Annotated in this window: 34 protein-coding genes; all 34 read left to right on the forward strand. The window is 32.5% G+C overall.

The window, feature by feature from the left end; translation table 11 throughout:
- Positions 1 to 65 precede the first annotated feature (65 nt).
- The 34 genes from rpsS (at position 66) to BUA70_RS02615 (ending at position 18,243) form a co-directional block, all read left to right on the forward strand.
- Positions 66 to 347: a 30S ribosomal protein S19 gene (gene rpsS / locus BUA70_RS02450; RefSeq protein ID WP_072892656.1), complete on the forward strand. Its 282-nt coding sequence runs from the start codon at positions 66 to 68 to the stop codon at positions 345 to 347.
- 25 nt (positions 348 to 372) lie between these two features.
- Positions 373 to 708 (forward strand): 50S ribosomal protein L22, encoded by a 336-nt coding sequence (gene rplV, locus BUA70_RS02455; RefSeq protein ID WP_072892657.1) that lies wholly within the window; start codon positions 373 to 375, stop codon positions 706 to 708.
- Positions 709 to 727: 19 nt separating this feature from the next.
- On the forward strand, positions 728 to 1,402 hold the full coding sequence (rpsC, locus tag BUA70_RS02460; protein WP_072892658.1) for a 30S ribosomal protein S3: 675 nt from the start codon (positions 728 to 730) through the stop codon (positions 1,400 to 1,402).
- A 17-nt stretch (positions 1,403 to 1,419) separates the two neighbouring features.
- Positions 1,420 to 1,854 (forward strand): 50S ribosomal protein L16, encoded by a 435-nt coding sequence (gene rplP / locus BUA70_RS02465; protein WP_072892659.1) that lies wholly within the window; start codon positions 1,420 to 1,422, stop codon positions 1,852 to 1,854.
- Positions 1,854 to 2,066 (forward strand): 50S ribosomal protein L29, encoded by a 213-nt coding sequence (rpmC, locus tag BUA70_RS02470; protein WP_072892662.1) that lies wholly within the window; start codon positions 1,854 to 1,856, stop codon positions 2,064 to 2,066. The genes rplP and rpmC overlap by 1 nt, the downstream gene beginning before the upstream one ends.
- 21 nt (positions 2,067 to 2,087) lie before the next feature.
- A complete protein-coding gene (gene rpsQ / locus BUA70_RS02475; protein ID WP_072892665.1) occupies positions 2,088 to 2,342 on the forward strand; it encodes a 30S ribosomal protein S17 in 255 nt (84 codons plus the stop codon).
- Between the two features lie 31 nt (positions 2,343 to 2,373).
- Complete coding sequence (gene rplN / locus BUA70_RS02480) at positions 2,374 to 2,742, forward strand: 50S ribosomal protein L14 (RefSeq protein ID WP_072892668.1); 369 nt, start codon at positions 2,374 to 2,376, stop codon at positions 2,740 to 2,742.
- A gap of 17 nt (positions 2,743 to 2,759) precedes the next feature.
- Positions 2,760 to 3,074, forward strand: coding sequence for a 50S ribosomal protein L24 (rplX, locus tag BUA70_RS02485; RefSeq protein ID WP_072892670.1), 315 nt, complete (start codon positions 2,760 to 2,762; stop codon positions 3,072 to 3,074).
- 22 nt (positions 3,075 to 3,096) lie between these two features.
- The gene (gene rplE, locus BUA70_RS02490) at positions 3,097 to 3,639 is read left to right on the forward strand and encodes a 50S ribosomal protein L5 (protein WP_111944866.1); all 543 of its coding nucleotides are present in this window, start codon (positions 3,097 to 3,099) and stop codon (positions 3,637 to 3,639) included.
- A gap of 15 nt (positions 3,640 to 3,654) precedes the next feature.
- Complete coding sequence (locus tag BUA70_RS02495) at positions 3,655 to 3,840, forward strand: type Z 30S ribosomal protein S14 (RefSeq protein ID WP_072892672.1); 186 nt, start codon at positions 3,655 to 3,657, stop codon at positions 3,838 to 3,840.
- Positions 3,841 to 3,872: 32 nt separating this feature from the next.
- Complete coding sequence (gene rpsH, locus BUA70_RS02500) at positions 3,873 to 4,271, forward strand: 30S ribosomal protein S8 (RefSeq protein WP_072892674.1); 399 nt, start codon at positions 3,873 to 3,875, stop codon at positions 4,269 to 4,271.
- Positions 4,272 to 4,360: 89 nt separating this feature from the next.
- Positions 4,361 to 4,903, forward strand: a complete 543-nt coding sequence (gene rplF / locus BUA70_RS02505) for a 50S ribosomal protein L6 (RefSeq protein WP_072892677.1) — start codon at positions 4,361 to 4,363, stop codon at positions 4,901 to 4,903.
- A 31-nt stretch (positions 4,904 to 4,934) separates the two neighbouring features.
- Positions 4,935 to 5,297 (forward strand): 50S ribosomal protein L18, encoded by a 363-nt coding sequence (gene rplR, locus BUA70_RS02510; protein WP_072892680.1) that lies wholly within the window; start codon positions 4,935 to 4,937, stop codon positions 5,295 to 5,297.
- A 15-nt stretch (positions 5,298 to 5,312) separates the two neighbouring features.
- A complete protein-coding gene (gene rpsE / locus BUA70_RS02515; RefSeq protein ID WP_072892682.1) occupies positions 5,313 to 5,810 on the forward strand; it encodes a 30S ribosomal protein S5 in 498 nt (165 codons plus the stop codon).
- 12 nt (positions 5,811 to 5,822) lie between these two features.
- Entirely contained in the window at positions 5,823 to 6,002 is a 180-nt protein-coding gene (gene rpmD / locus BUA70_RS02520) for a 50S ribosomal protein L30 (protein WP_072892685.1), read from the forward strand.
- 20 nt (positions 6,003 to 6,022) lie between these two features.
- Positions 6,023 to 6,463 (forward strand): 50S ribosomal protein L15, encoded by a 441-nt coding sequence (rplO, locus tag BUA70_RS02525; RefSeq protein WP_072892687.1) that lies wholly within the window; start codon positions 6,023 to 6,025, stop codon positions 6,461 to 6,463.
- 2 nt (positions 6,464 to 6,465) lie between these two features.
- Positions 6,466 to 7,743: a preprotein translocase subunit SecY gene (gene secY / locus BUA70_RS02530; protein ID WP_072892706.1), complete on the forward strand. Its 1,278-nt coding sequence runs from the start codon at positions 6,466 to 6,468 to the stop codon at positions 7,741 to 7,743.
- A 24-nt stretch (positions 7,744 to 7,767) separates the two neighbouring features.
- On the forward strand, positions 7,768 to 8,418 hold the full coding sequence (locus tag BUA70_RS02535; protein WP_072892708.1) for an adenylate kinase: 651 nt from the start codon (positions 7,768 to 7,770) through the stop codon (positions 8,416 to 8,418).
- Positions 8,418 to 9,167: a type I methionyl aminopeptidase gene (gene map / locus BUA70_RS02540; RefSeq protein ID WP_072892710.1), complete on the forward strand. Its 750-nt coding sequence runs from the start codon at positions 8,418 to 8,420 to the stop codon at positions 9,165 to 9,167. The genes BUA70_RS02535 and map overlap by 1 nt, the downstream gene beginning before the upstream one ends.
- 50 nt (positions 9,168 to 9,217) lie before the next feature.
- On the forward strand, positions 9,218 to 9,529 hold the full coding sequence (locus BUA70_RS02545; protein ID WP_083573434.1) for an RNA-binding protein: 312 nt from the start codon (positions 9,218 to 9,220) through the stop codon (positions 9,527 to 9,529).
- A 7-nt stretch (positions 9,530 to 9,536) separates the two neighbouring features.
- A complete protein-coding gene (infA, locus tag BUA70_RS02550; protein ID WP_072892714.1) occupies positions 9,537 to 9,755 on the forward strand; it encodes a translation initiation factor IF-1 in 219 nt (72 codons plus the stop codon).
- A 44-nt stretch (positions 9,756 to 9,799) separates the two neighbouring features.
- Positions 9,800 to 9,913, forward strand: a complete 114-nt coding sequence (rpmJ, locus tag BUA70_RS02555) for a 50S ribosomal protein L36 (protein ID WP_003373491.1) — start codon at positions 9,800 to 9,802, stop codon at positions 9,911 to 9,913.
- 223 nt (positions 9,914 to 10,136) lie between these two features.
- Positions 10,137 to 10,505, forward strand: a complete 369-nt coding sequence (gene rpsM / locus BUA70_RS02560) for a 30S ribosomal protein S13 (RefSeq protein WP_072892716.1) — start codon at positions 10,137 to 10,139, stop codon at positions 10,503 to 10,505.
- A gap of 15 nt (positions 10,506 to 10,520) precedes the next feature.
- Positions 10,521 to 10,916, forward strand: a complete 396-nt coding sequence (gene rpsK, locus BUA70_RS02565) for a 30S ribosomal protein S11 (RefSeq protein WP_072892717.1) — start codon at positions 10,521 to 10,523, stop codon at positions 10,914 to 10,916.
- A gap of 18 nt (positions 10,917 to 10,934) precedes the next feature.
- Positions 10,935 to 11,555 carry a 30S ribosomal protein S4 gene (rpsD, locus tag BUA70_RS02570; RefSeq protein WP_072892718.1) on the forward strand — a complete coding sequence of 207 codons (621 nt, stop codon included), beginning with the start codon at positions 10,935 to 10,937 and terminating at the stop codon, positions 11,553 to 11,555.
- Between the two features lie 102 nt (positions 11,556 to 11,657).
- Positions 11,658 to 12,605, forward strand: a complete 948-nt coding sequence (locus tag BUA70_RS02575; RefSeq protein ID WP_072892719.1) for a DNA-directed RNA polymerase subunit alpha — start codon at positions 11,658 to 11,660, stop codon at positions 12,603 to 12,605.
- A gap of 16 nt (positions 12,606 to 12,621) precedes the next feature.
- Entirely contained in the window at positions 12,622 to 12,963 is a 342-nt protein-coding gene (gene rplQ / locus BUA70_RS02580; RefSeq protein ID WP_072892720.1) for a 50S ribosomal protein L17, read from the forward strand.
- 185 nt (positions 12,964 to 13,148) lie between these two features.
- Positions 13,149 to 13,991 (forward strand): energy-coupling factor transporter ATPase, encoded by an 843-nt coding sequence (locus tag BUA70_RS02585; RefSeq protein WP_072892721.1) that lies wholly within the window; start codon positions 13,149 to 13,151, stop codon positions 13,989 to 13,991.
- Positions 13,976 to 14,833, forward strand: coding sequence for an energy-coupling factor transporter ATPase (locus tag BUA70_RS02590; RefSeq protein ID WP_072892723.1), 858 nt, complete (start codon positions 13,976 to 13,978; stop codon positions 14,831 to 14,833). Before BUA70_RS02585 ends, BUA70_RS02590 begins: the two co-directional genes overlap by 16 nt.
- A 17-nt stretch (positions 14,834 to 14,850) precedes the next feature.
- Positions 14,851 to 15,663 (forward strand): energy-coupling factor transporter transmembrane component T family protein, encoded by an 813-nt coding sequence (locus BUA70_RS02595; RefSeq protein ID WP_072892724.1) that lies wholly within the window; start codon positions 14,851 to 14,853, stop codon positions 15,661 to 15,663.
- 9 nt (positions 15,664 to 15,672) lie between these two features.
- Positions 15,673 to 16,407, forward strand: coding sequence for a tRNA pseudouridine(38-40) synthase TruA (gene truA, locus BUA70_RS02600; protein ID WP_072892725.1), 735 nt, complete (start codon positions 15,673 to 15,675; stop codon positions 16,405 to 16,407).
- A 150-nt stretch (positions 16,408 to 16,557) separates the two neighbouring features.
- Positions 16,558 to 16,992: a 50S ribosomal protein L13 gene (gene rplM / locus BUA70_RS02605; RefSeq protein ID WP_072892726.1), complete on the forward strand. Its 435-nt coding sequence runs from the start codon at positions 16,558 to 16,560 to the stop codon at positions 16,990 to 16,992.
- Positions 16,993 to 17,018: 26 nt separating this feature from the next.
- The gene (gene rpsI, locus BUA70_RS02610; RefSeq protein WP_072892727.1) at positions 17,019 to 17,411 is read left to right on the forward strand and encodes a 30S ribosomal protein S9; all 393 of its coding nucleotides are present in this window, start codon (positions 17,019 to 17,021) and stop codon (positions 17,409 to 17,411) included.
- A 226-nt stretch (positions 17,412 to 17,637) separates the two neighbouring features.
- Entirely contained in the window at positions 17,638 to 18,243 is a 606-nt protein-coding gene (locus tag BUA70_RS02615) for a DUF4878 domain-containing protein (RefSeq protein ID WP_072892728.1), read from the forward strand.
- Positions 18,244 to 18,553 lie beyond the last annotated feature (310 nt).

Genomic DNA, 18,553 nt, shown 5'->3' on the forward strand with positions numbered 1-18,553 from the left:
ATGAAGAGAATGAAATTTCTCTTCATCGCTTAGACCATAAAGGTTTATGAAGGGAGGCAATTCTAGTGAGTAGATCAATTAAAAAAGGACCTTTTGTGCATGCAGGTCTTATGAAGAAAATAGAAGAAATGAACGCAGCTGGAGACAAGAAAGTTGTTAAGACTTGGTCAAGATCATCAACAATTTTCCCAGAAATGATAGGTCATACAATAGCTGTTCATGATGGAAGAAAACACGTTCCTGTATATATAAGCGAAGATATGGTTGGACACAAACTTGGAGAATTCGCTTTAACTAGAACATATAGAGGACACGTAGATACAGAAAAAACATCAAAGAGAAAGTAATCAGTCTGGAAAGGAGGAACATAATATGGAGGCTAAAGCTATAGCTAAATATGTAAGAATGTCTCCTATCAAAGTAGGAGTAGTTCTTGATTTAATAAGAGGAAAAAATGTAAATGAAGCTTTCGCTATATTACAATACACTCCAAAGGATGCAGCTGTTGTTATAAACAAAGTATTAAAATCAGCTGTTGCCAATGCGGAAAATAATAATAACTTAGATGCTAATGCATTATTTGTTGCTGAAGCTCATGTAGGTCAAGGACCAACATTAAAGAGATTCAGACCACATGCTCAAGGTAGAGCATTCAGAATAAACAAGAAAACAAGCCACATCACACTTGTAGTTAGAGAAAGAGCTTAATTAGAAGGAGGGAAATAGAGTGGGCCAAAAAGTAAATCCTCATGGATTAAGAGTCGGTGTTATCAAAGATTGGAACGCAAAGTGGTATGCTGATAAGAAAAACTTTGCAGATAATCTTGTAGAAGATGTAAAGATCAGAGAATTCGTTAAAAAAGAACTTTACTCAGCAGGAATCTCAAAGATAGAAATCGAAAGAGCTGCTAAAAGAGTAAAATTAAATATATATACTGCTAAGCCAGGTGTCGTAATAGGCAAAGGTGGATCAGGAATAGAAGCTTTAAAGAAGAAGTTAGCTAAAATAATAGCTCAAAAGAATGTAATGATAAATATAGTTGAGGTTAAAAATGCTGAAGCTGATGCTCAATTAATGGCTGAAAACATAGCTTCTCAATTAGAAAAGAGAATATCATTCAGAAGAGCAATGAAGCAAACAATTCAAAGAGCTATGAGATCTGGCGTTAAAGGTGTTAAAACTGCATGTGCCGGAAGATTAGGTGGAGCAGAAATCGCTAGAACTGAATTTTATCATGAAGGAACTATTCCACTACAAACTTTAAGAGCAGACATAAATTATGGTTTTGCTGAAGCTGATACTACTTATGGTAAGATCGGTGTTAAGGTTTGGGTATACAATGGAGAAGTACTTCCAACAAAGAAAGTCGAAAAAGTAGAAAAAGAAGAAGCTAACGCGTAGGAAAGGAGGAGTTAACCATGTTAATGCCTAAAAGAGTAAAACATCGTAAGGTTCAACGTGGTAGAATGAAAGGTAAGGCTACAAGAGGGAATTTCTTAGCTTACGGAGATTTTGGAATTCAAGCTACAACATGTGGATGGGTAACAAGCAACCAAATAGAATCTGCGAGAATAGCAATTAATAGATATATAAGAAGAGGCGGAAAACTTTGGATAAAGATATTCCCAGATAAGCCAGTTACTGAAAAACCAGCTGAAACAAGAATGGGTTCTGGTAAAGGATCACCAGAATACTGGGTAGCAGTAGTTAAACCAGGTAGAGTATTATTTGAATTATCAGGTGTTCAAGAGGAAGTAGCTAGAGAGGCTATGAGACTTGCATCACACAAACTACCTGTAAAAACTAAATTCGTTACAAGAAAAGATTTTGAGGAAATGGGTGGTGAAGAATAATGAAAGCTAGAGAGTTAAAAGAATTAAGAACAAGCAATCCTCAAGATTTAAAAGGCAAGCTAAATGATCTTAAGGCTGAATTATTCAACCTAAGATTCCAATTAGCTACTGGACAATTAGAAAACCCAATGAGAATCAGAGAAGTAAAGAAGTCAATCGCTCAAATAAAGACTATAATCAGAGAAGATGAATTAAAAGCTTTTGAGCAGTAATGCTGAAAGGAGGTAAGTCCTGTGGAAAGAGGATTAAGAAAAAAGAAAATAGGTAAAGTAGTTTCAGATAAGATGGATAAAACAATAGTTGTTGCTATAGAAACTAAGGTTAGACATCCACTATATGGAAAGACTGTTAACAGAACAACTAAATTCAAAGCTCATGATGAAAAGAATGAAGCAAGAATTGGCGATAGAGTATTAATAATGGAAACTAGACCATTATCAAAAGATAAAAGATGGAGACTAGTTGAGATAGTTGAAAAGGCTAAATAGTTAGCTTGGAAACTGAAAGGAGGTTAATTCTATGATACAACAACAATCCATACTAAAAGTTGCAGATAATTCTGGTGCTAAGGAAATAATGTGTATCAGAGTGTTAGGTGGATCAAAGAGAAAGTTCGGTAATATCGGCGATATAATAGTTGCTAGCGTTAAAAGTGCAACACCAGGCGGAGTTGTTAAAAAAGGTGACGTTATAAAAGCTGTTATAGTTAGATCAGTAAAAGGATTAAGAAGAGCAGATGGTTCATACATTAAGTTTGATGAAAATGCTGCAGTTATAATTAAAGATGATAAGCAACCAAGAGGAACTCGTATCTTCGGACCAGTTGCTAGGGAGCTAAGAGATAAAGAATTTAACAAAATCTTATCATTAGCACCAGAAGTTCTTTAGAATAGGAGGTGGCTAAGGTGAAGGTACATGTAAGAAAGAACGACACTGTAGTTGTCATATCAGGAAAAGACCAAGGAAAAATCGGTGAAGTTTTAGCTGTAATGCCAAAGAACGGTAAAGTACTTGTAAAGGGAGTTAACATAGTTAGCAGACATCAAAAACCAAGCAGAGCGAACATGCAAGGTGGTATAGTTAAGAGTGAAGCTCCAATTTACAGCTCAAAAGTAATGTTATACTGCACTAAGTGTAAAAAAGCAACAAGAATAAGCCATAAATTATTAGAAGATGGAACAAAAGTAAGAGTGTGCAAACATTGCAAGGAAACATTCTAATATTTGAAAGGAGGTAATTCATATGATGCCAAGACTACAAGAAAAGTTTGAAAAAGAAGTAGTTCAAGCAATGATGGATAAGTTTGGATATAAGAACGTGATGGAAGTTCCAAAGCTTGAAAAAATCGTAATAAATATGGGTGTAGGAGAAGCTAAAGAAAACCAAAAGGTTTTAGAATCAGCTGTAGCCGACCTAACTTTAATAACAGGACAAAAGCCGGTGTTAACTAGAGCGAAAAAGTCAGTTGCTAACTTTAAGATAAGAGAAAACATGCCATTAGGATGTAAAGTTACTTTAAGAAAGCAAATGATGTATGAATTCGCAGATAAGCTAGTATCAATAGCTTTACCAAGAGTTAGAGACTTCAGAGGAGTTTCAGATAAGTCATTTGATGGAAGAGGAAACTACTCACTAGGAATTAAAGAACAATTAATATTCCCAGAAATTGAATATGATAAAGTTGATAAAGTAAGAGGAATGGATATAATCTTCGTAACAACTGCTAAAACAGACGAAGAAGCAAGAGAATTATTAAGATTCTTAGGTATGCCATTTGCTCAATAATAAGGAGGGGATATCGTGGCACGTAAGGCAATGATCGAAAAATGGAAAAAGACACCTAAGTACAGCACAAGAGCCTATACAAGATGTAGATTATGTGGAAGACCACATTCAGTTTTAAAGAAATTCGGAATCTGCCGTATTTGCTTCAGAGAACTTGCTTACAAAGGAGAAATTCCTGGTTGTAAGAAGGCAAGCTGGTAATTTATTGATGTAATGAAAGGAGGCACAATATAATGGTTATGACAGATCCAATAGCAGATTTGCTAACACGTATAAGAAATGCAAATGCTGTTAAACACGAAGTAACAGAAATACCTTCTTCAAACGTAAAGAAGGCTATTGCAAATATATTATTACAAGAGGGTTATATTAAGAACATAGAAGAGTATAACGATGGTGTTGTACCAATGCTAAGATTAACTCTTAAGTACGGAGCAAACAAAGAGAGAGTAATAACTGGTCTTAAGAGAATATCAAAACCAGGTTTAAGAGTATATTGTAAGAGTGATGAAATTCCTAAGGTATTAAATGGATTAGGAATAGCTATAATATCAACTTCAAAAGGAATCGTTGTTGATAGAGAAGCTAGAAAATTAGGATTAGGTGGAGAAGTTATCTGCTACGTTTGGTAGTATGAAATTTTACCAAGATTGAAAATTAGCTAGATTGTAGATTGAAATAAATATTAACTATCGTAAGCCAAAAAACAGGAGGTGCAATTATGTCAAGAGTTGGTAGATTACCAATAGCTATCCCTGCTGGCGTAACTGTTACTGTAACACCAGACAACGTTGTTACAGTAAAGGGTGCTAAGGGTGAGCTAGTGAAAGCTATGCACAAAGACATAAATATAGCTGTGGAAGACAACCAAGTGGTTGTAACAAGACCAAGCGATGATAAGCAACACAGAGCTTTACATGGATTAACTAGAGCGTTAATAAACAACATGGTTATCGGTGTAAGTGCTGGTTATCAAAAAACATTAGAATTAATTGGAGTTGGTTACAGAGCTCAACTTCAAGGTAAAAAATTAGTTATGAACCTTGGATACTCACATCCAGTTGAAATAGAAGCAACTGAAGGCGTAACTTTTGAAGTTCCAGCTGCAACTAAAGTTGTAGTTAAAGGTATCGACAAAGAAAAAGTTGGTGCTGTAGCAGCTGACATCAGATCATGGAGAGAACCTGAACCATACAAGGGTAAAGGAATCAAATATGAAAATGAAGTTATAAGAAGAAAAGAAGGTAAAACTGGTAAGAAATAATAAGTGAGAATTCAGAAAGGAGTGAAAACTTATGTTCAAGAAGGTAGACAAAAAAGAGTCAAGACAAAGACGTCACCTTAGAGTTCGTAAGAAAATATTCGGTACTACTGAGAGACCAAGACTTTCAGTGTACAGAAGTGAAAAGAATATATACGCTCAAATAATAGATGACATTAATGCTGTTACTTTAGTAGCTGCTTCAAGCTTAGATAAAGATTTCAGCAATAAGGTTGGTAGCAACAAGGAAGCTGCAAGATTAGTTGGAGAACTAGTTGCTAAAAGAGCTTTAGATAAAGGAATAAGCGAAGTAGTATTCGACAGAGGTGGATACGTATATCACGGAAGAGTTCAAGAATTAGCTGAGGGTGCAAGAGAAGCAGGCCTTAAATTCTAATAAGGAGGGAAATAAATGAGAATCGATCCTAGCACACTAGACCTTAAAGAAAAGGTTGTTTATATAAACAGAGTAACTAAGGTTGTTAAGGGTGGTAGAAACTTCAGATTCAGTGCTCTAGTAGTTGTTGGAGATGAGAACGGACACGTTGGAGTAGGAATCGGTAAGTCTATCGAAGTTCCAGAAGCAATCAGAAAAGGAATTGAAGACGCTAAAAAGAACTTAATTGAAGTTTCAACTGTTGGAACAACAGTTCCTCACCAAGTAGAAGGTATATTTGGTAGAGGAAGAGTTCTTATAATGCCAGCAACAGAAGGTACAGGAGTTATAGCTGGAGGTCCAGCTAGATCAGTACTTGAATTAGCAGGTATTAAAGACGTTAGAGCTAAGTCTCTAGGTTCAAATAATCCAAGAAACATGGTTAATGCAACAATCAACGGATTAGCTAGCTTAAGAACAGCAGAAGATATAGCTAGATTAAGAGGCAAATCAGTTGAAGAGATTCTAGGTTAGGAGGGATAAGCGATGGCAAAGTTAAAAGTAACTTTAGTAAAAAGCTTAATCGGCAGAAAGAAAGACCATATCGCTACTGCTAATGCCCTTGGACTAAGAAAGATCGGTAAAACAGTAGAGCAAAACGATACTCCTCAAGTTAGAGGTATGATAAATAAAATAGACTACTTATTAAAAGTAGAAGAAATTTAATAACGAGGAGGTGTAAGGGAATGAAACTTCATGAGTTAAAACCAGCAGCAGGTAGCAAGAAGGCTCCAAAGAGAGTTGGTAGAGGTACAGGTTCAGGTTTAGGAAGAAACGCTGGTAAAGGAGAAAAAGGTCAAAACGCTAGATCAGGTGGCGGAGTAAGACCAGGATTCGAAGGCGGTCAAATGCCTTTATTCAGAAGACTTCCTAAAAGAGGATTCACTAATCCATTCACTAAGAACTTCGTAACAATAAACGTAGACAGATTAAACATATTTGAAAACGGAACAGAAGTTACTCCAGAATTATTACTTGAAAGAAGAGTAGTAAGTAAGCTAATGGATGGAGTTAAGATTCTTGGAAATGGTAACATAGAAAAGAACTTAACAGTTAGAGGATGCAAGTTCTCAAAGACTGCAATAGAAAAAATAGAAGCAGCTGGAGGAAAAGTTGAGGTGATCTAATAATGCTATCAACCCTACGTAATGCCTGGAAGGTTCCGGATCTAAGGAAGAAAATATTATGGACGTTTTTCCTAGTTGCAATTTTCAGGATGGGAAGTCATATTCCTGTTCCTGGAATTAATACTGGATATTTGAAAGAAATAACTCAACAAGTTGGTTTAGTCGGATTTTACGACTTAATTTCTGGAGGAGCCTTTAGTAGATTTAGTATATTCGCATTAGGTGTAGTGCCTTATATTAATGCATCCATTATAATGCAGCTTTTAACTATATCTATACCTTCGTTAGAACAGCTTTCTAAAGAAGGAGAAGAAGGAAGAAAGAAAATACAAAAGATTACAAGGTATGCTTCTATTGCATTAGGATTTATTACAGCTTATGGTACTTATATTATTATATATAACCAAGGTGCTATAAAGGATGTATCTTTTGGAATGACATTCTTAATTTTAATCACATTAGTTGTTGGTTCAACTTTCTGTATGTGGTTAGGTGATCAGATAACAGTTAAAGGAATTGGTAACGGAATATCATTATTAATTTTTGTTAATATAGTTTCAAGAATACCAATGACATTCTACTCAATAATGGGCTTAAAGAAAGCTGAAGAAATTAACATTGTTGATATATTCCTATTCATAGTATTTGCTCTAGCATTATTAGTAATTGTAATATTCCTTTCTTTAGCAGAAAGAAGAATAACTGTACAATATGCAGGTAAAGCAGTAGGAAGTAAAGTTTATAGAGGGCAATCAACTCATATTCCTCTAAGCATAATTGGATCAACTGTTATAGCAATAATCTTTGCTATGTCAGTAATGCAATTTCCAGAGGTAATAGCCCAGTTCTTCAAGAATAAATCTTGGGCACAGGCTATGCTTCAAAATCCATATAGTCCTTTTAACCATAATAGTTGGGTTTATATGGTAGTATATGCCTTATTGACAATTTTCTTTACATGGTTTTATACACAAATAACATTTAAACCAGATGAAATGGCAGAGAATATGCATAAATCAGCAGGTTTTATTCCAGGAATAAGACCGGGCCAACCAACAGCAAAGTATTTAGAACGAGTTTTAGATAGATTATCAGTATTTGGAGGATTATTTGCAGCAATCATAGCAGTAACTCCATTGATGATAGCTAATTATACTAAGTTTAAAGATATATCCTTTGGTGGAACATCATTATTAATACTTGTTAGTGTATCACTAGAAGTTATGAGACAATTAGAATCTCAATTAGTAATGCGACATTATCAAGGATTTCTTAAATAAGACTAAACAATGGAGATGATGCCCGTGAAAATAGTATTATTAGGTCCTCCTGGTGCAGGAAAAGGAACACAGGCAAAATCAATTAGTAATAGATACTCCATTCCACATATATCAACTGGTGATATTTTCAGAAAGAATATTTCTGAAAATACTCCTTTAGGTATTGAGGCTAAAAAGTATATTGATAACGGTCAGTTAGTTCCAGATGAAGTTACTATTAACATGGTTAAGGATAGACTTCAGCAGGAAGATTGCAAGAACGGATATCTATTAGATGGTTTTCCTAGAACTGTGCATCAAGCAGAGGCTTTACAGTCTTTCCTAACAGAAAGAAATGAGAATCTTGACACAGCACTTCTTATAGAAGTTCCAAAAGATTTTATCTTAGAAAGAATGACTGGAAGAAGAGTTTGTCCTTCTTGTGGAGCTAGCTACCATATCAAATTTAATCCACCTCAAGTAGATGGAAAATGTGATCTATGTGGTAGTGATGTGATTCAAAGAAAAGATGATACAGAAGTTACTGTAAAAGAAAGACTAGAAGTTTACGAGAAACAAACACAACCATTGATTGATTTCTATAAGAAGAAAGAGTTACTATCTATAGTAGATGGAACTCAAGCTATCAACGAGGTCTTTGAAAGTATCTGCAAGTTATTAGGGAGTAAAAATTAATGATTTTTCTTAAAAAGAATTCTGAAGTCGATCTAATGAGAAAGGCTGGAAGAATTGTTGGAGAAACATTACTTTTAATAGAAGAAAACATAAGACCTGGTGTAACTACAGCAGAATTAGATAAAATAGCAGAACAATTTATAACTAAGCATGGGGCCATACCTTCATTTAAAGGCTTATATGGATTCCCAGCTTCATTATGTATATCTGTTAATGAGCAGGTTGTTCATGGAATACCTAGTAAGCGTAAGCTTAACGAGGGAGACATTGTAAGTGTTGATTGCGGAGCATTGATAGATGGATTTCATGGTGATGCTGCTAGAACATTTTGCGTAGGAACAGTGTCTGAAGAAGCTAAAAAACTTGTAGAAGTTACTAAAGAATGTTTTTTTAAAGGTATTAAAAAAGCGGAAGTAGGTAACAGATTAACAGATATTTCTCATGAAATTCAACAATATGTTGAAGCAGCAGGGTTTTCTGTTGTTAGAGATTATGTTGGTCATGGAATAGGAAGGAGTCTTCATGAAGATCCTGAAGTTCCTAATTTCGGTAAACCAGGTAGAGGTCCAAAACTTCAAGAAGGTATGGTTTTAGCTATTGAACCAATGGTTAATGCTGGCACATTTCGTGTTAAAACTTTAGGAGATAAATGGACTGTTATTACTGAAGACAGTAAGCTTTCAGCTCATTATGAAAATACTGTTGCAATTTTACCGGATGGCCCTGAAATTTTAACACTTATCAAATAAGTTAGTGTTGCTTAGTTATAAATTACAAAGGCCTTAGCCTATGTAAATTTATGATTAAGGTAATCATTGAGGTGAAAACTTTGCAAAAAGAAGACTTAATTGGCAGAATGGTGATTTCTAAAGCTGGTAGAGATACTAATGATTTATATGTAGTTATAGATTTATTAGATGATAGATATGCTTTATTAGCTAATGGAAATTCTAAGAAAGTTCAAATGCCTAAAAAGAAAAAACTAAAGCATTTAGTTATCACTGATGTAATAGATCAAGAATTGAAAAATGCAATTCTTTTAAAGGATAAAAATGTTGATTTTAAAATAAAAAGATTTTTAAAATTTAAAGGTATTGGCAAGGAGGTTTGATTACCTTATGTCTAAAGATGATGTAATAGAAATGCAAGGTACAGTGCTAGAAGCACTACCAAATGCAATGTTCCAAGTTGAACTTGAAAGTGGTCATGTAATAATGGCACATATTTCAGGAAAATTAAGAATGAACTTCATAAGAATTCTACCAGGAGATAAAGTAACAGTGGAGCTTTCTCCATATGACTTAACAAGAGGTAGAATAACATGGAGAGCAAAATAAGAAACGGATATTCGTTTCTCTAAGGATAACAAGGAGGGTTAGCGATGAAAGTAAGACCATCAGTTAAGCCTATTTGCGAAAAGTGCAAAGTTATAAAAAGAAAAGGAAGAGTAATGGTAATCTGTGAAAATCCAAAGCACAAGCAAAAGCAAGGTTAATAGGCTGAAATAATTAGAATTATTGGAACCTAAAATTTATTGACTTTTTTGTAAAAGTCAAATATTATTATATAGGCATTTCATTAACGAAAATAAATTTTAGGAGCGGCTGACTGAGGAGAGATAACTCTTTAGGCCTAAGATTTTAATATAAACTTCTTACTATAAAGAAGATATAACTATAGAAAATATACATTTCAAATACCAGGAGGTGTAACATTTAATGGCAAGAATAGCAGGTATTGACCTACCAAGAGAAAAAAGAGTTGAAATAGGTCTAACTTATATATTTGGAATTGGACTTTCAACTTCAAAAGAAATTCTTTCAGCTACAGGTGTAAATCCTGATGTAAGAGTTAAAGATTTAAGTGAAGAAGAAGTTAACGCAATAAGAGATTACATCAACAAGAACATAGTTGTTGAAGGTGATTTAAGAAGAGATACTGCTCTTAACATCAAAAGATTAATAGAAATCGGATGCTACAGAGGAATTAGACATAGAAGAGGTCTTCCAGTAAGAGGACAAAAAACTAAGACTAATGCTAGAACTAGAAAAGGTCCTAAGAAGACTATAGCTAATAAGAAGAAATAGTGAGGAGGGAAGACAATGGCAGCTCAAAAAGTTAAGAAGACTAGAAGAAGAAAAGAAAGAAAAAATATTGAGCATGGTGCTGCACACATCAAGTCAACTTTCAATAACTCAATAGTTACATTAACTGATGTTACAGGTAATGCATTATCATGGTCAAGTGCAGGTGCTCTAGGATTTAGAGGATCAAGAAAGAGCACTCCATTTGCAGCTCAAATGGCAGCAGAAACTGCAGCAAAAGTAGCAATGGAACACGGATTAAAGAGTGTTGAAGTATATGTTAAGGGACCAGGAGCAGGTAGAGAAGCAGCTATAAGATCTTTACAAGCAGCTGGATTAGAGGTTACTTTAATAAAAGACGTTACTCCAATCCCACATAACGGATGTAGACCACCAAAAAGAAGAAGAGTATAGTTACAGGAGGTGTAATGAATGGCAAGATATACTGGAGCAACATGCAGATTATGCAGAAGAGAAGGTATGAAATTATTCCTTAAAGGGGATAGATGCTTTACAGATAAATGTGCGTTTGTTAGAAGAAGTTATGCACCAGGACAACATGGAGCAAGCAAAAAGAAACTTTCTAACTACGGAGTTCAATTAAGAGAAAAACAAAAAGCGAAGAGAATATACGGAGTTCTTGAAGGCCAATTCAGAAATTACTATGAAAAGGCTGAAAAAATGAGAGGAATTGCCGGTGAAAACTTATTAAAATTACTAGAAATGAGATTAGATAACGTAATTTACAGAGTAGGTTACGGTGCTTCAAGAACAGAAGCAAGACAATTAGTAACACATGGACACTTCTTAGTTAATGGTAAGAAGGTTGATATTCCATCATACAAAGTATCAATTAATGATGTTATAACTGTATGTGAAAAGAGCAGAGGAACTGAAAAGTTCAAAACTTTTGCTGAAAACCCAAAACCATTACCAAAATGGTTAACTACTAACCCAGAAAACTTTGAAGGTAAGGTTGTAGCTGAGCCAGCTAGAGAGGACATTGACGTTCCAGTTAACGAAACTCTTATCGTTGAGTTATACAGCAAGTAATAGGTGATATTTGTAAAAGGAAAATAATATTTTTCCTTTACAAATATAGGATCAGTTGCCCTCAAAATAAGTTGCCATTATAAAAATAAGGAGGGTTTATGTATGTTAGAAATCGAAAAGCCAGTAATAGAATGTGTAGAATCTAATGAAGATGGTACTTACGGCAAATTTGTTGTAGAACCGCTTGAAAGAGGATACGGAATAACTCTTGGAAATGCATTAAGAAGAATATTATTATCTTCTTTACCAGGAGTTGCGGCTACATCAATTAAGATTGATGGTGTTTTACATGAGTTTTCAACTGTAACAGGAGTAAAGGAAGATGTCACTGAATTAGTTCTAAATATAAAGTCTTTAGCTCTTAAGATGAATGGCGAAGGTCCAAAGACTATATATATAGATGCTAAAGGTCCAGGAGTTGTTACTGGAGCTGATATAAAAACAGATGGTGATGTTGAAGTTGTAAATAAGGATTTACACATAGCTACATTAGATGATAATGGTAGACTATATATGGAGATAACTGTTAACAGAGGAAGAGGATATGTTACTCAAAATAAAAATAAGAGTGAAAATCTTCCAATATCAGCTATCGCTGTAGATTCAATTTACACTCCAGTTAAAAGAGTTAACTTTACTGTAGAAAATACAAGAGTAGGCCAAATAACTGACTACGATAAATTGACTTTAGAAGTGTGGACTAATGGAACAATAAAGATTGAAGAGGCTATAAGCTTATCAGCTAAAATCCTTATAGAACACTTTAAATTATTCTTAACATTAACAGATAACGCTAATGACGTTGAAATAATGGTTGAGAAAGAAGAAGACAAAAAAGAAAAAGCATTAGAGATGACTATCGAAGAATTAGATTTATCAGTTAGATCATATAACTGCTTAAAGAGAGCCGGAATTAATACAGTTCAAGAACTTGCACAAAGATCTATGGATGATATGATGAAGGTTAGAAACCTTGGTAAGAAATCTCTAGAAGAAGTAGAAAAGAAATTAAAGGATTTGAACTTAAGTTTAAGACTAAACGATGAGTAGTTAAGGAGGTAAAGCCATGGCAGGATATCGTAAGTTAGGTCGTCCAACAGACCAAAGAAGAGCTATGCTAAGAAACCTTGTTACAAGTTTATTAAAGCATGGTAAGATAGAAACAACTGATACAAGAGCTAAGGAAACAAGAAGCATTGCAGAAAAAATGATCACTCTAGCTAAGAGAGGCGACTTACATGCAAGAAGACAAGTTTTAGCTTACGTAACAGAAGAAGAAGTTGTTAAAAATTTATTTGAGAACATAGCTCCAAAATATACTGAGAGAAACGGTGGATACACTAGAATGATCAAAGTAGGTCCAAGAAGAGGAGACGGAGCAGAAACAGTTATACTTGAATTAGTATAATACAGCGGGGATTAAGTATTACTTAGTCCCCATTTTACTATATTTTTTAATGTAAATATAGTAAATAAAAAAATAGTGAGGTATAATAAAAAATGTGTATAATTTAACATATTGTAAAGGTTATTTACATAATTACATAAGAAGTATTTTTTACAATGTGATAAATTATCAATGGAGGAATACCTATGAATAAAGATATGGTCAAATGTAATGAATTAGTACATAAGTATATAAATGCAGAAGGTGAAGAAAAGTTTGCAATAAATGGCATAGATTTAGAGGTTAAAAAGGGAGAATTTTTAGTAGTATTAGGTCATAATGGTTCTGGAAAATCTACCTTAGCTAAACACATAAATGCATTATTATTACCTTCAGGTGGAAAAGTTTATGTTGATGGATTAGATACAGAAGATGAAAAAAATTTATGGGAAATAAGAAGAAGAGCTGGTATGGTATTTCAAAATCCAGATAATCAATTAGTTGCGACTATTGTAGAGGAAGATGTAGCCTTTGGACCAGAAAATTTAGGAGTAGCTCCAGATGAAATAAGACAAAGAGTTGATGAAAGTTTAAAAAAGGTTGGAATGTATGAATATAGAAAGCATGCACCACATCTTTTATCAGGGGGACAAAAACAAAGAATAGCAATAGCTGGGGTATTAGCAATGAGACCTCAATGTATAGTTTTAGATGAACCTACTGCTATGCTTGATCCATCAGGAAGAAAAGAAGTAATGAATACTATAAAAGATATAAATAAAAATTATGGTATAACAATAATATTAATAACTCATTATATGGATGAAGCTGCAGAGGGAGATAGAATAGTTGTTATAGATGAAGGAAAATTACTTTTACAAGGAACACCTAAAAAAGTTTTTTCACAAGTTGAAACAATGAAAAAAATAGGTCTTGATGTTCCACAGGTAACTGAATTAGCTTATGAGTTAAAAAAATCAGGTATTAATATAAGCACTGAAATTTTAAATATAGATGAGATGGTGAATGCATTATGTCAATTAAGATAAACAATTTAACACACATATATATGCCAAAATCACCTTTTGAAAAGGTTGCTCTTGATGATGTATCATTAGAGATATCAGATGGAGAATTTGTAGCTTTAATAGGACATACAGGTTCAGGAAAGTCTACATTAATTCAGCATTTAAATGGTCTTTTAAAACCTTCATCAGGAAGTATAGTTGTAGATGAAGTAGATATAACAAGTAAAAAAGTTAATCTTTCCGATGTTAGAAAAAAGGTAGGATTAGTTTTTCAATATCCAGAATACCAATTATTTGAGGAGACCATAGAGAAGGATATAGAGTTTGGACCTAAAAATCTAGGATTAAGTGATGAGGAAATTAAAAGTAGAGTAAAAAAATCTATGAAAATGGTTGGACTTGAATATGAAGAATATAAAGATAAATCTCCATTTGAAATAAGTGGTGGTCAAAAAAGAAGAGTAGCTATTGCAGGAGTAGTAGCTATGGAACCTAAGGTTTTAATATTAGATGAACCAACAGCAGGGCTTGATCCTAAGGGTAGAGATGAGATATTAGGACAAATAAAAAAACTTCATGATGAGTATGGTATGACTATTATATTAGTAAGTCATAGTATGGAAGATGTAGCAAAAATAGCGAATAGAGTAATAGTTATGAATAAAGGCAAAGTAATTTTAGATGGAACGCCAGCTAATGTTTTTAAAGAGGTTGAGACTCTTGAAAAAGTAGGATTGGCAGTTCCACAAGTAACATATTTAATAAGAGCCTTAAGAGAAAAAGGATTCCAAATATCACAGGAAGTTTTTACTGTAGAGCAAGCTAGAAAAGCTTTATTAAAAGTTTTTAAAGACAATATTTAGGAAGGAAGAACAACAAAATGATTAAAGATATTACCATTGGACAATATATACCAGGAGATTCTTTAATTCATAGACTAGATCCAAGAACAAAAATATTAATATCAATATTATTTATAGTATCTTTATTTGTTATTAATAAGTTTGTAGGTTATATATTTATTGTTCTTTTTTTAGGAATGTCTGTGTATTTAGCAAAAATCCACCCAAGATTTTTGTATAAAGGATTAAAGCCTGTATTTGTTCTTATAATTATAACAGCAGCACTTAATTTGTTTATGATAAAGGGAACAGCTGATACATTATTATTTCATTGGAAGTTTATTAAAATATATAAAGAGGGTATTAGTGTAGCTGGATTTATGACTCTTAGATTAATATTTTTAATATTAGGAACTTCACTTTTAACACTAACAACATCACCAATAGAATTAACTGATGGTATAGAGAATCTATTAAATCCTTTTAAAAGGATAGGTGTACCGGCTCACGAATTAGCTATGATGATGACAATAGCATTAAGATTCATCCCAACATTAATAGATGAAACTGATAAAATAATGAAGGCTCAAAAAGCAAGAGGTGCTGATTTTGAGAGTGGAAATATAATTGAAAAAGCTAAAAGTTTAATACCACTTTTAGTTCCCCTATTTATTAGTTCTTTTAGAAGAGCTGATGAATTAGCTATGGCAATGGAAGCTAGATGCTATAGAGGGGGAGAAGGAAGAACTAGAATGAAAAAATTAAAATATAAAGGAATAGATTTTGGGGCATATTTTAGTATTTTTATATTACTAGTGATAAGTTTTTACATTAGATTTGGAATGAGGTAGTATAACTTTATGAAAAATATAAAGCTATTAATAGAATATGATGGGAAAAATTATCATGGATGGCAAAGGCAAAAGAATCAGATTACAATTCAAGAAAAAATAGAAGAAGCTATATATAAAGTTACTGGTGAAGAAATTGACTTATTAGGAAGTTCAAGAACAGACTCAGGAGTACATGCAAAAGGATTTGTTGCAAACTTTCATACTAATTCTTCAATACCACCAGAGAAATTCAGAGAAGCTATAAATTCTAAGCTTCCAGGAGATATAGTTATATTAAACTCAGAAGAGGTAAATAAAGATTTTCATGCTAGATATTCAAGTAAAGGTAAAACATATTGCTATACTTTACTAAACAGAGATGTTCCATCTGCTTTAAATAGACATTATGTACATCATATAAAAGTTAAATTAGATATAAATAAAATGAAAGAGGCATGTAAATATTTTATAGGAAAACATGACTTTACAGCCTTTAAAACCAATGGAAGTTCTGTTAAAACATCTATTAGGACTATAACTGATTTGCATATAGAAATAATAGATGATTATATAAAAATTTATATAACAGCAGATGGTTTTTTATATAATATGGTTAGAATAATAGTAGGTACATTAATTAATGTAGGTACAAATAAAATAGAACCTAAAGAAATTGAAAATATAATTAACGCGAAAGATAGACAAAAAGCTGGAAAGTGTGTATCAGCAGAAGGATTATCCTTAGAAAAAGTTTTTTATTAAAAAATCATAAAATACATTGACACGCCCGTAAGCGTGTATTATAATAAGTGAGTATGCGAGAGTAATGTGTAAAAGATCCACTAGCCCCGGATCTTGACATAGATGCTAAGAAATGAACGTTAAGTTAAGAATTTTCAGGGAGGGAAAAAGATGAAATCATACATTGCAAAACCACAAGAAGTTGAAAGAAAATGGTATGTTGTTGATGCTGCTGGTAAGCCACTAGGAAGAGTTGCTAGCCAAGTTGCTTCAATCTTAAGAGGTAAGAATAAGCCAACATTTACTCCAAATGTTGACTGTGGAGATTTCGTTATCGTTATAAACGCTGAGAAGGTTGTTTTAACTGGTAAGAAATTAGACCAAAAATTAATGAGAAAGCATAGCTTATATCCAGGCGGATTAAAGGAAACTCCATATAGAGTTGTTTTAGATAAGAAACCTGAATTTGCTTTCGAAGAAGCAGTTAGAAGAATGCTTCCAAAGGGAGTTTTAGGAAGAAAAATGCTAAAGAAATTAAATGTATATAGAGGTGCAGAGCACAAAAACGCAGCTCAAAATCCAGAAGTACTTGAGTTAAAGTACTAATTTGAGACTCGGGAGGAGGAATAGAAATGGCAAAAGTTCAATATATGGCAACTGGAAGAAGAAAGCAATCAGTAGCAAGAGTTAGACTTGTAGCTGGTGAAGGAAGAGTTGTTATCAATAAAAGAGAAATAGAAAACTACTTTGGTTTAGAAACTTTAAGAACAATAGTAAACCAACCATTAGTTTTAACTGCAACTAAAGAAAAATTCGACGTTTTAGTTAATGTACATGGTGGTGGACTATCAGGTCAAGCAGGAGCTATAAGACACGGAATAACAAGAGCTTTAGTTAAAGCTGACGAAACATTAAAGCCTGAATTAAAGAAGGCAGGATTCTTAACAAGAGATCCAAGAATGAAAGAAAGAAAGAAATACGGTCTTAAAAAAGCAAGAAGATCACCACAATTCTCAAAGAGATAATATTTGGGAAAGAGAAAATTCCACAAACTTTTGTTTGTGGAATTTTTTTATTTAAAATAGTAAGATGAATTAAGTAGTTAATTAAGTTATAACTTATAATAATGTAATAAATATTTATATGATTTATTTTTAAAATTAATAGAATTATGAGAAATTACTTTTTTTGTTTAAATTTTCATTATATAGTAATATTATTATAGAAGATTAATTTTAGGGGGAAATAATAATGAAGCAATTTAAAAAAGTAATTTGTATTGTGATGGTTTTAACATTAAGTTTGGGAATATGTGGATGTGGAGGCAAAACCCCGTCAGACACAGTAACAGATTATTTAGAGGAAATAAAGAAAGGTGAAAATGGTGATTTTTCTATAATGCTAAATGAGACTTTAGATAAAACTCAAAATAAACAGCAAATAGAAAAGGAAGATATAGAAAATGCTGAATCTACAAAGAAAATAATAAATTCTATGAAGAAACTAACTTATACTATAAATTCAGAAAATATAAATGGAGATTCTGCAACTGTTACTGTTAAAGTTAATGGACCAGATTTAGCTACTGTTATGGTAGAATTTATTACAAACGCCTTTGTAAATGTGTTTTCTCAAGCTTTTTCAGAAAATAAGATGACAGATGAAGAAACAAATAAAATGTATGATGATATGCTATCAAAATGTTTAGATAATGTTAAGTTAACAGAAAGAACAGGAGATATTTCTTTAACTAAAGTTGATGGAGTTTGGAAAATAGATAATAGTGATACTTTAAGTAAGCTTTTAATAAATATAGATCCTGCCAATTTTAACTTAGGAGAGGAAAAAGAAAATTAGAAATTACTTATGTAAAATAATTTTTTATGTAAGATTAAAAATAAATTATAAAAATAAATATAATTACTATTTCTATAATCTTTAAATAAATTATACTTAAAAATAAAAATAAACAAAAAGCAAAATTTATTTTCTTTTTTATAAATTTAGATTAAATATTCATTAGATTTAATGAATATTTTTTTACATTAAGTAAAAATTAATAGGAAATAATTAATAGATAGATAATTATAAAAGTTAGTGGATACAAATATTGGTTGCAATATTAAGTTTGGGTTAAGTTTTCTCAAAGAATATTAACAAAGATAAT

This window comes from Clostridium fallax (genome assembly GCF_900129365.1).
GTDB classification, from domain to species: domain Bacteria; phylum Bacillota; class Clostridia; order Clostridiales; family Clostridiaceae; genus Clostridium_AH; species Clostridium_AH fallax.

Excerpts from the sequence above, each read along its gene's own strand:
- secY (WP_072892706.1), top strand. The coding sequence starts at position 6,466 with ATGCTATCAACCCTACGTAATGCCTGGAAGGTTCCGGATCTAAGGAAG.
- rplO (WP_072892687.1), top strand. The coding sequence starts at position 6,023 with ATGAAACTTCATGAGTTAAAACCAGCAGCAGGTAGCAAGAAGGCTCCA.
- rplE (WP_111944866.1), top strand. The coding sequence starts at position 3,097 with ATGATGCCAAGACTACAAGAAAAGTTTGAAAAAGAAGTAGTTCAAGCA.
- BUA70_RS02590 (WP_072892723.1), top strand. The coding sequence starts at position 13,976 with ATGTCAATTAAGATAAACAATTTAACACACATATATATGCCAAAATCA.
- BUA70_RS02575 (WP_072892719.1), top strand. The coding sequence starts at position 11,658 with ATGTTAGAAATCGAAAAGCCAGTAATAGAATGTGTAGAATCTAATGAA.
- BUA70_RS02585 (WP_072892721.1), top strand. The coding sequence starts at position 13,149 with ATGAATAAAGATATGGTCAAATGTAATGAATTAGTACATAAGTATATA.
- BUA70_RS02595 (WP_072892724.1), top strand. The coding sequence starts at position 14,851 with ATGATTAAAGATATTACCATTGGACAATATATACCAGGAGATTCTTTA.
- rplF (WP_072892677.1), top strand. The coding sequence starts at position 4,361 with ATGTCAAGAGTTGGTAGATTACCAATAGCTATCCCTGCTGGCGTAACT.
- rpmD (WP_072892685.1), top strand. The coding sequence starts at position 5,823 with ATGGCAAAGTTAAAAGTAACTTTAGTAAAAAGCTTAATCGGCAGAAAG.
- rplP (WP_072892659.1), top strand. The coding sequence starts at position 1,420 with ATGTTAATGCCTAAAAGAGTAAAACATCGTAAGGTTCAACGTGGTAGA.
- rpmC (WP_072892662.1), top strand. The coding sequence starts at position 1,854 with ATGAAAGCTAGAGAGTTAAAAGAATTAAGAACAAGCAATCCTCAAGAT.
- rplM (WP_072892726.1), top strand. The coding sequence starts at position 16,558 with ATGAAATCATACATTGCAAAACCACAAGAAGTTGAAAGAAAATGGTAT.
- rplQ (WP_072892720.1), top strand. The coding sequence starts at position 12,622 with ATGGCAGGATATCGTAAGTTAGGTCGTCCAACAGACCAAAGAAGAGCT.
- BUA70_RS02545 (WP_083573434.1), top strand. The coding sequence starts at position 9,218 with ATGATTAAGGTAATCATTGAGGTGAAAACTTTGCAAAAAGAAGACTTA.
- rpsI (WP_072892727.1), top strand. The coding sequence starts at position 17,019 with ATGGCAAAAGTTCAATATATGGCAACTGGAAGAAGAAAGCAATCAGTA.
- rpsH (WP_072892674.1), top strand. The coding sequence starts at position 3,873 with ATGGTTATGACAGATCCAATAGCAGATTTGCTAACACGTATAAGAAAT.
- rplV (WP_072892657.1), top strand. The coding sequence starts at position 373 with ATGGAGGCTAAAGCTATAGCTAAATATGTAAGAATGTCTCCTATCAAA.
- rpsM (WP_072892716.1), top strand. The coding sequence starts at position 10,137 with ATGGCAAGAATAGCAGGTATTGACCTACCAAGAGAAAAAAGAGTTGAA.
- rpmJ (WP_003373491.1), top strand. The coding sequence starts at position 9,800 with ATGAAAGTAAGACCATCAGTTAAGCCTATTTGCGAAAAGTGCAAAGTT.
- truA (WP_072892725.1), top strand. The coding sequence starts at position 15,673 with ATGAAAAATATAAAGCTATTAATAGAATATGATGGGAAAAATTATCAT.
- rpsE (WP_072892682.1), top strand. The coding sequence starts at position 5,313 with ATGAGAATCGATCCTAGCACACTAGACCTTAAAGAAAAGGTTGTTTAT.
- rpsK (WP_072892717.1), top strand. The coding sequence starts at position 10,521 with ATGGCAGCTCAAAAAGTTAAGAAGACTAGAAGAAGAAAAGAAAGAAAA.
- infA (WP_072892714.1), top strand. The coding sequence starts at position 9,537 with ATGTCTAAAGATGATGTAATAGAAATGCAAGGTACAGTGCTAGAAGCA.
- map (WP_072892710.1), top strand. The coding sequence starts at position 8,418 with ATGATTTTTCTTAAAAAGAATTCTGAAGTCGATCTAATGAGAAAGGCT.
- rplR (WP_072892680.1), top strand. The coding sequence starts at position 4,935 with ATGTTCAAGAAGGTAGACAAAAAAGAGTCAAGACAAAGACGTCACCTT.
- rplN (WP_072892668.1), top strand. The coding sequence starts at position 2,374 with ATGATACAACAACAATCCATACTAAAAGTTGCAGATAATTCTGGTGCT.
- rpsD (WP_072892718.1), top strand. The coding sequence starts at position 10,935 with ATGGCAAGATATACTGGAGCAACATGCAGATTATGCAGAAGAGAAGGT.
- BUA70_RS02615 (WP_072892728.1), top strand. The coding sequence starts at position 17,638 with ATGAAGCAATTTAAAAAAGTAATTTGTATTGTGATGGTTTTAACATTA.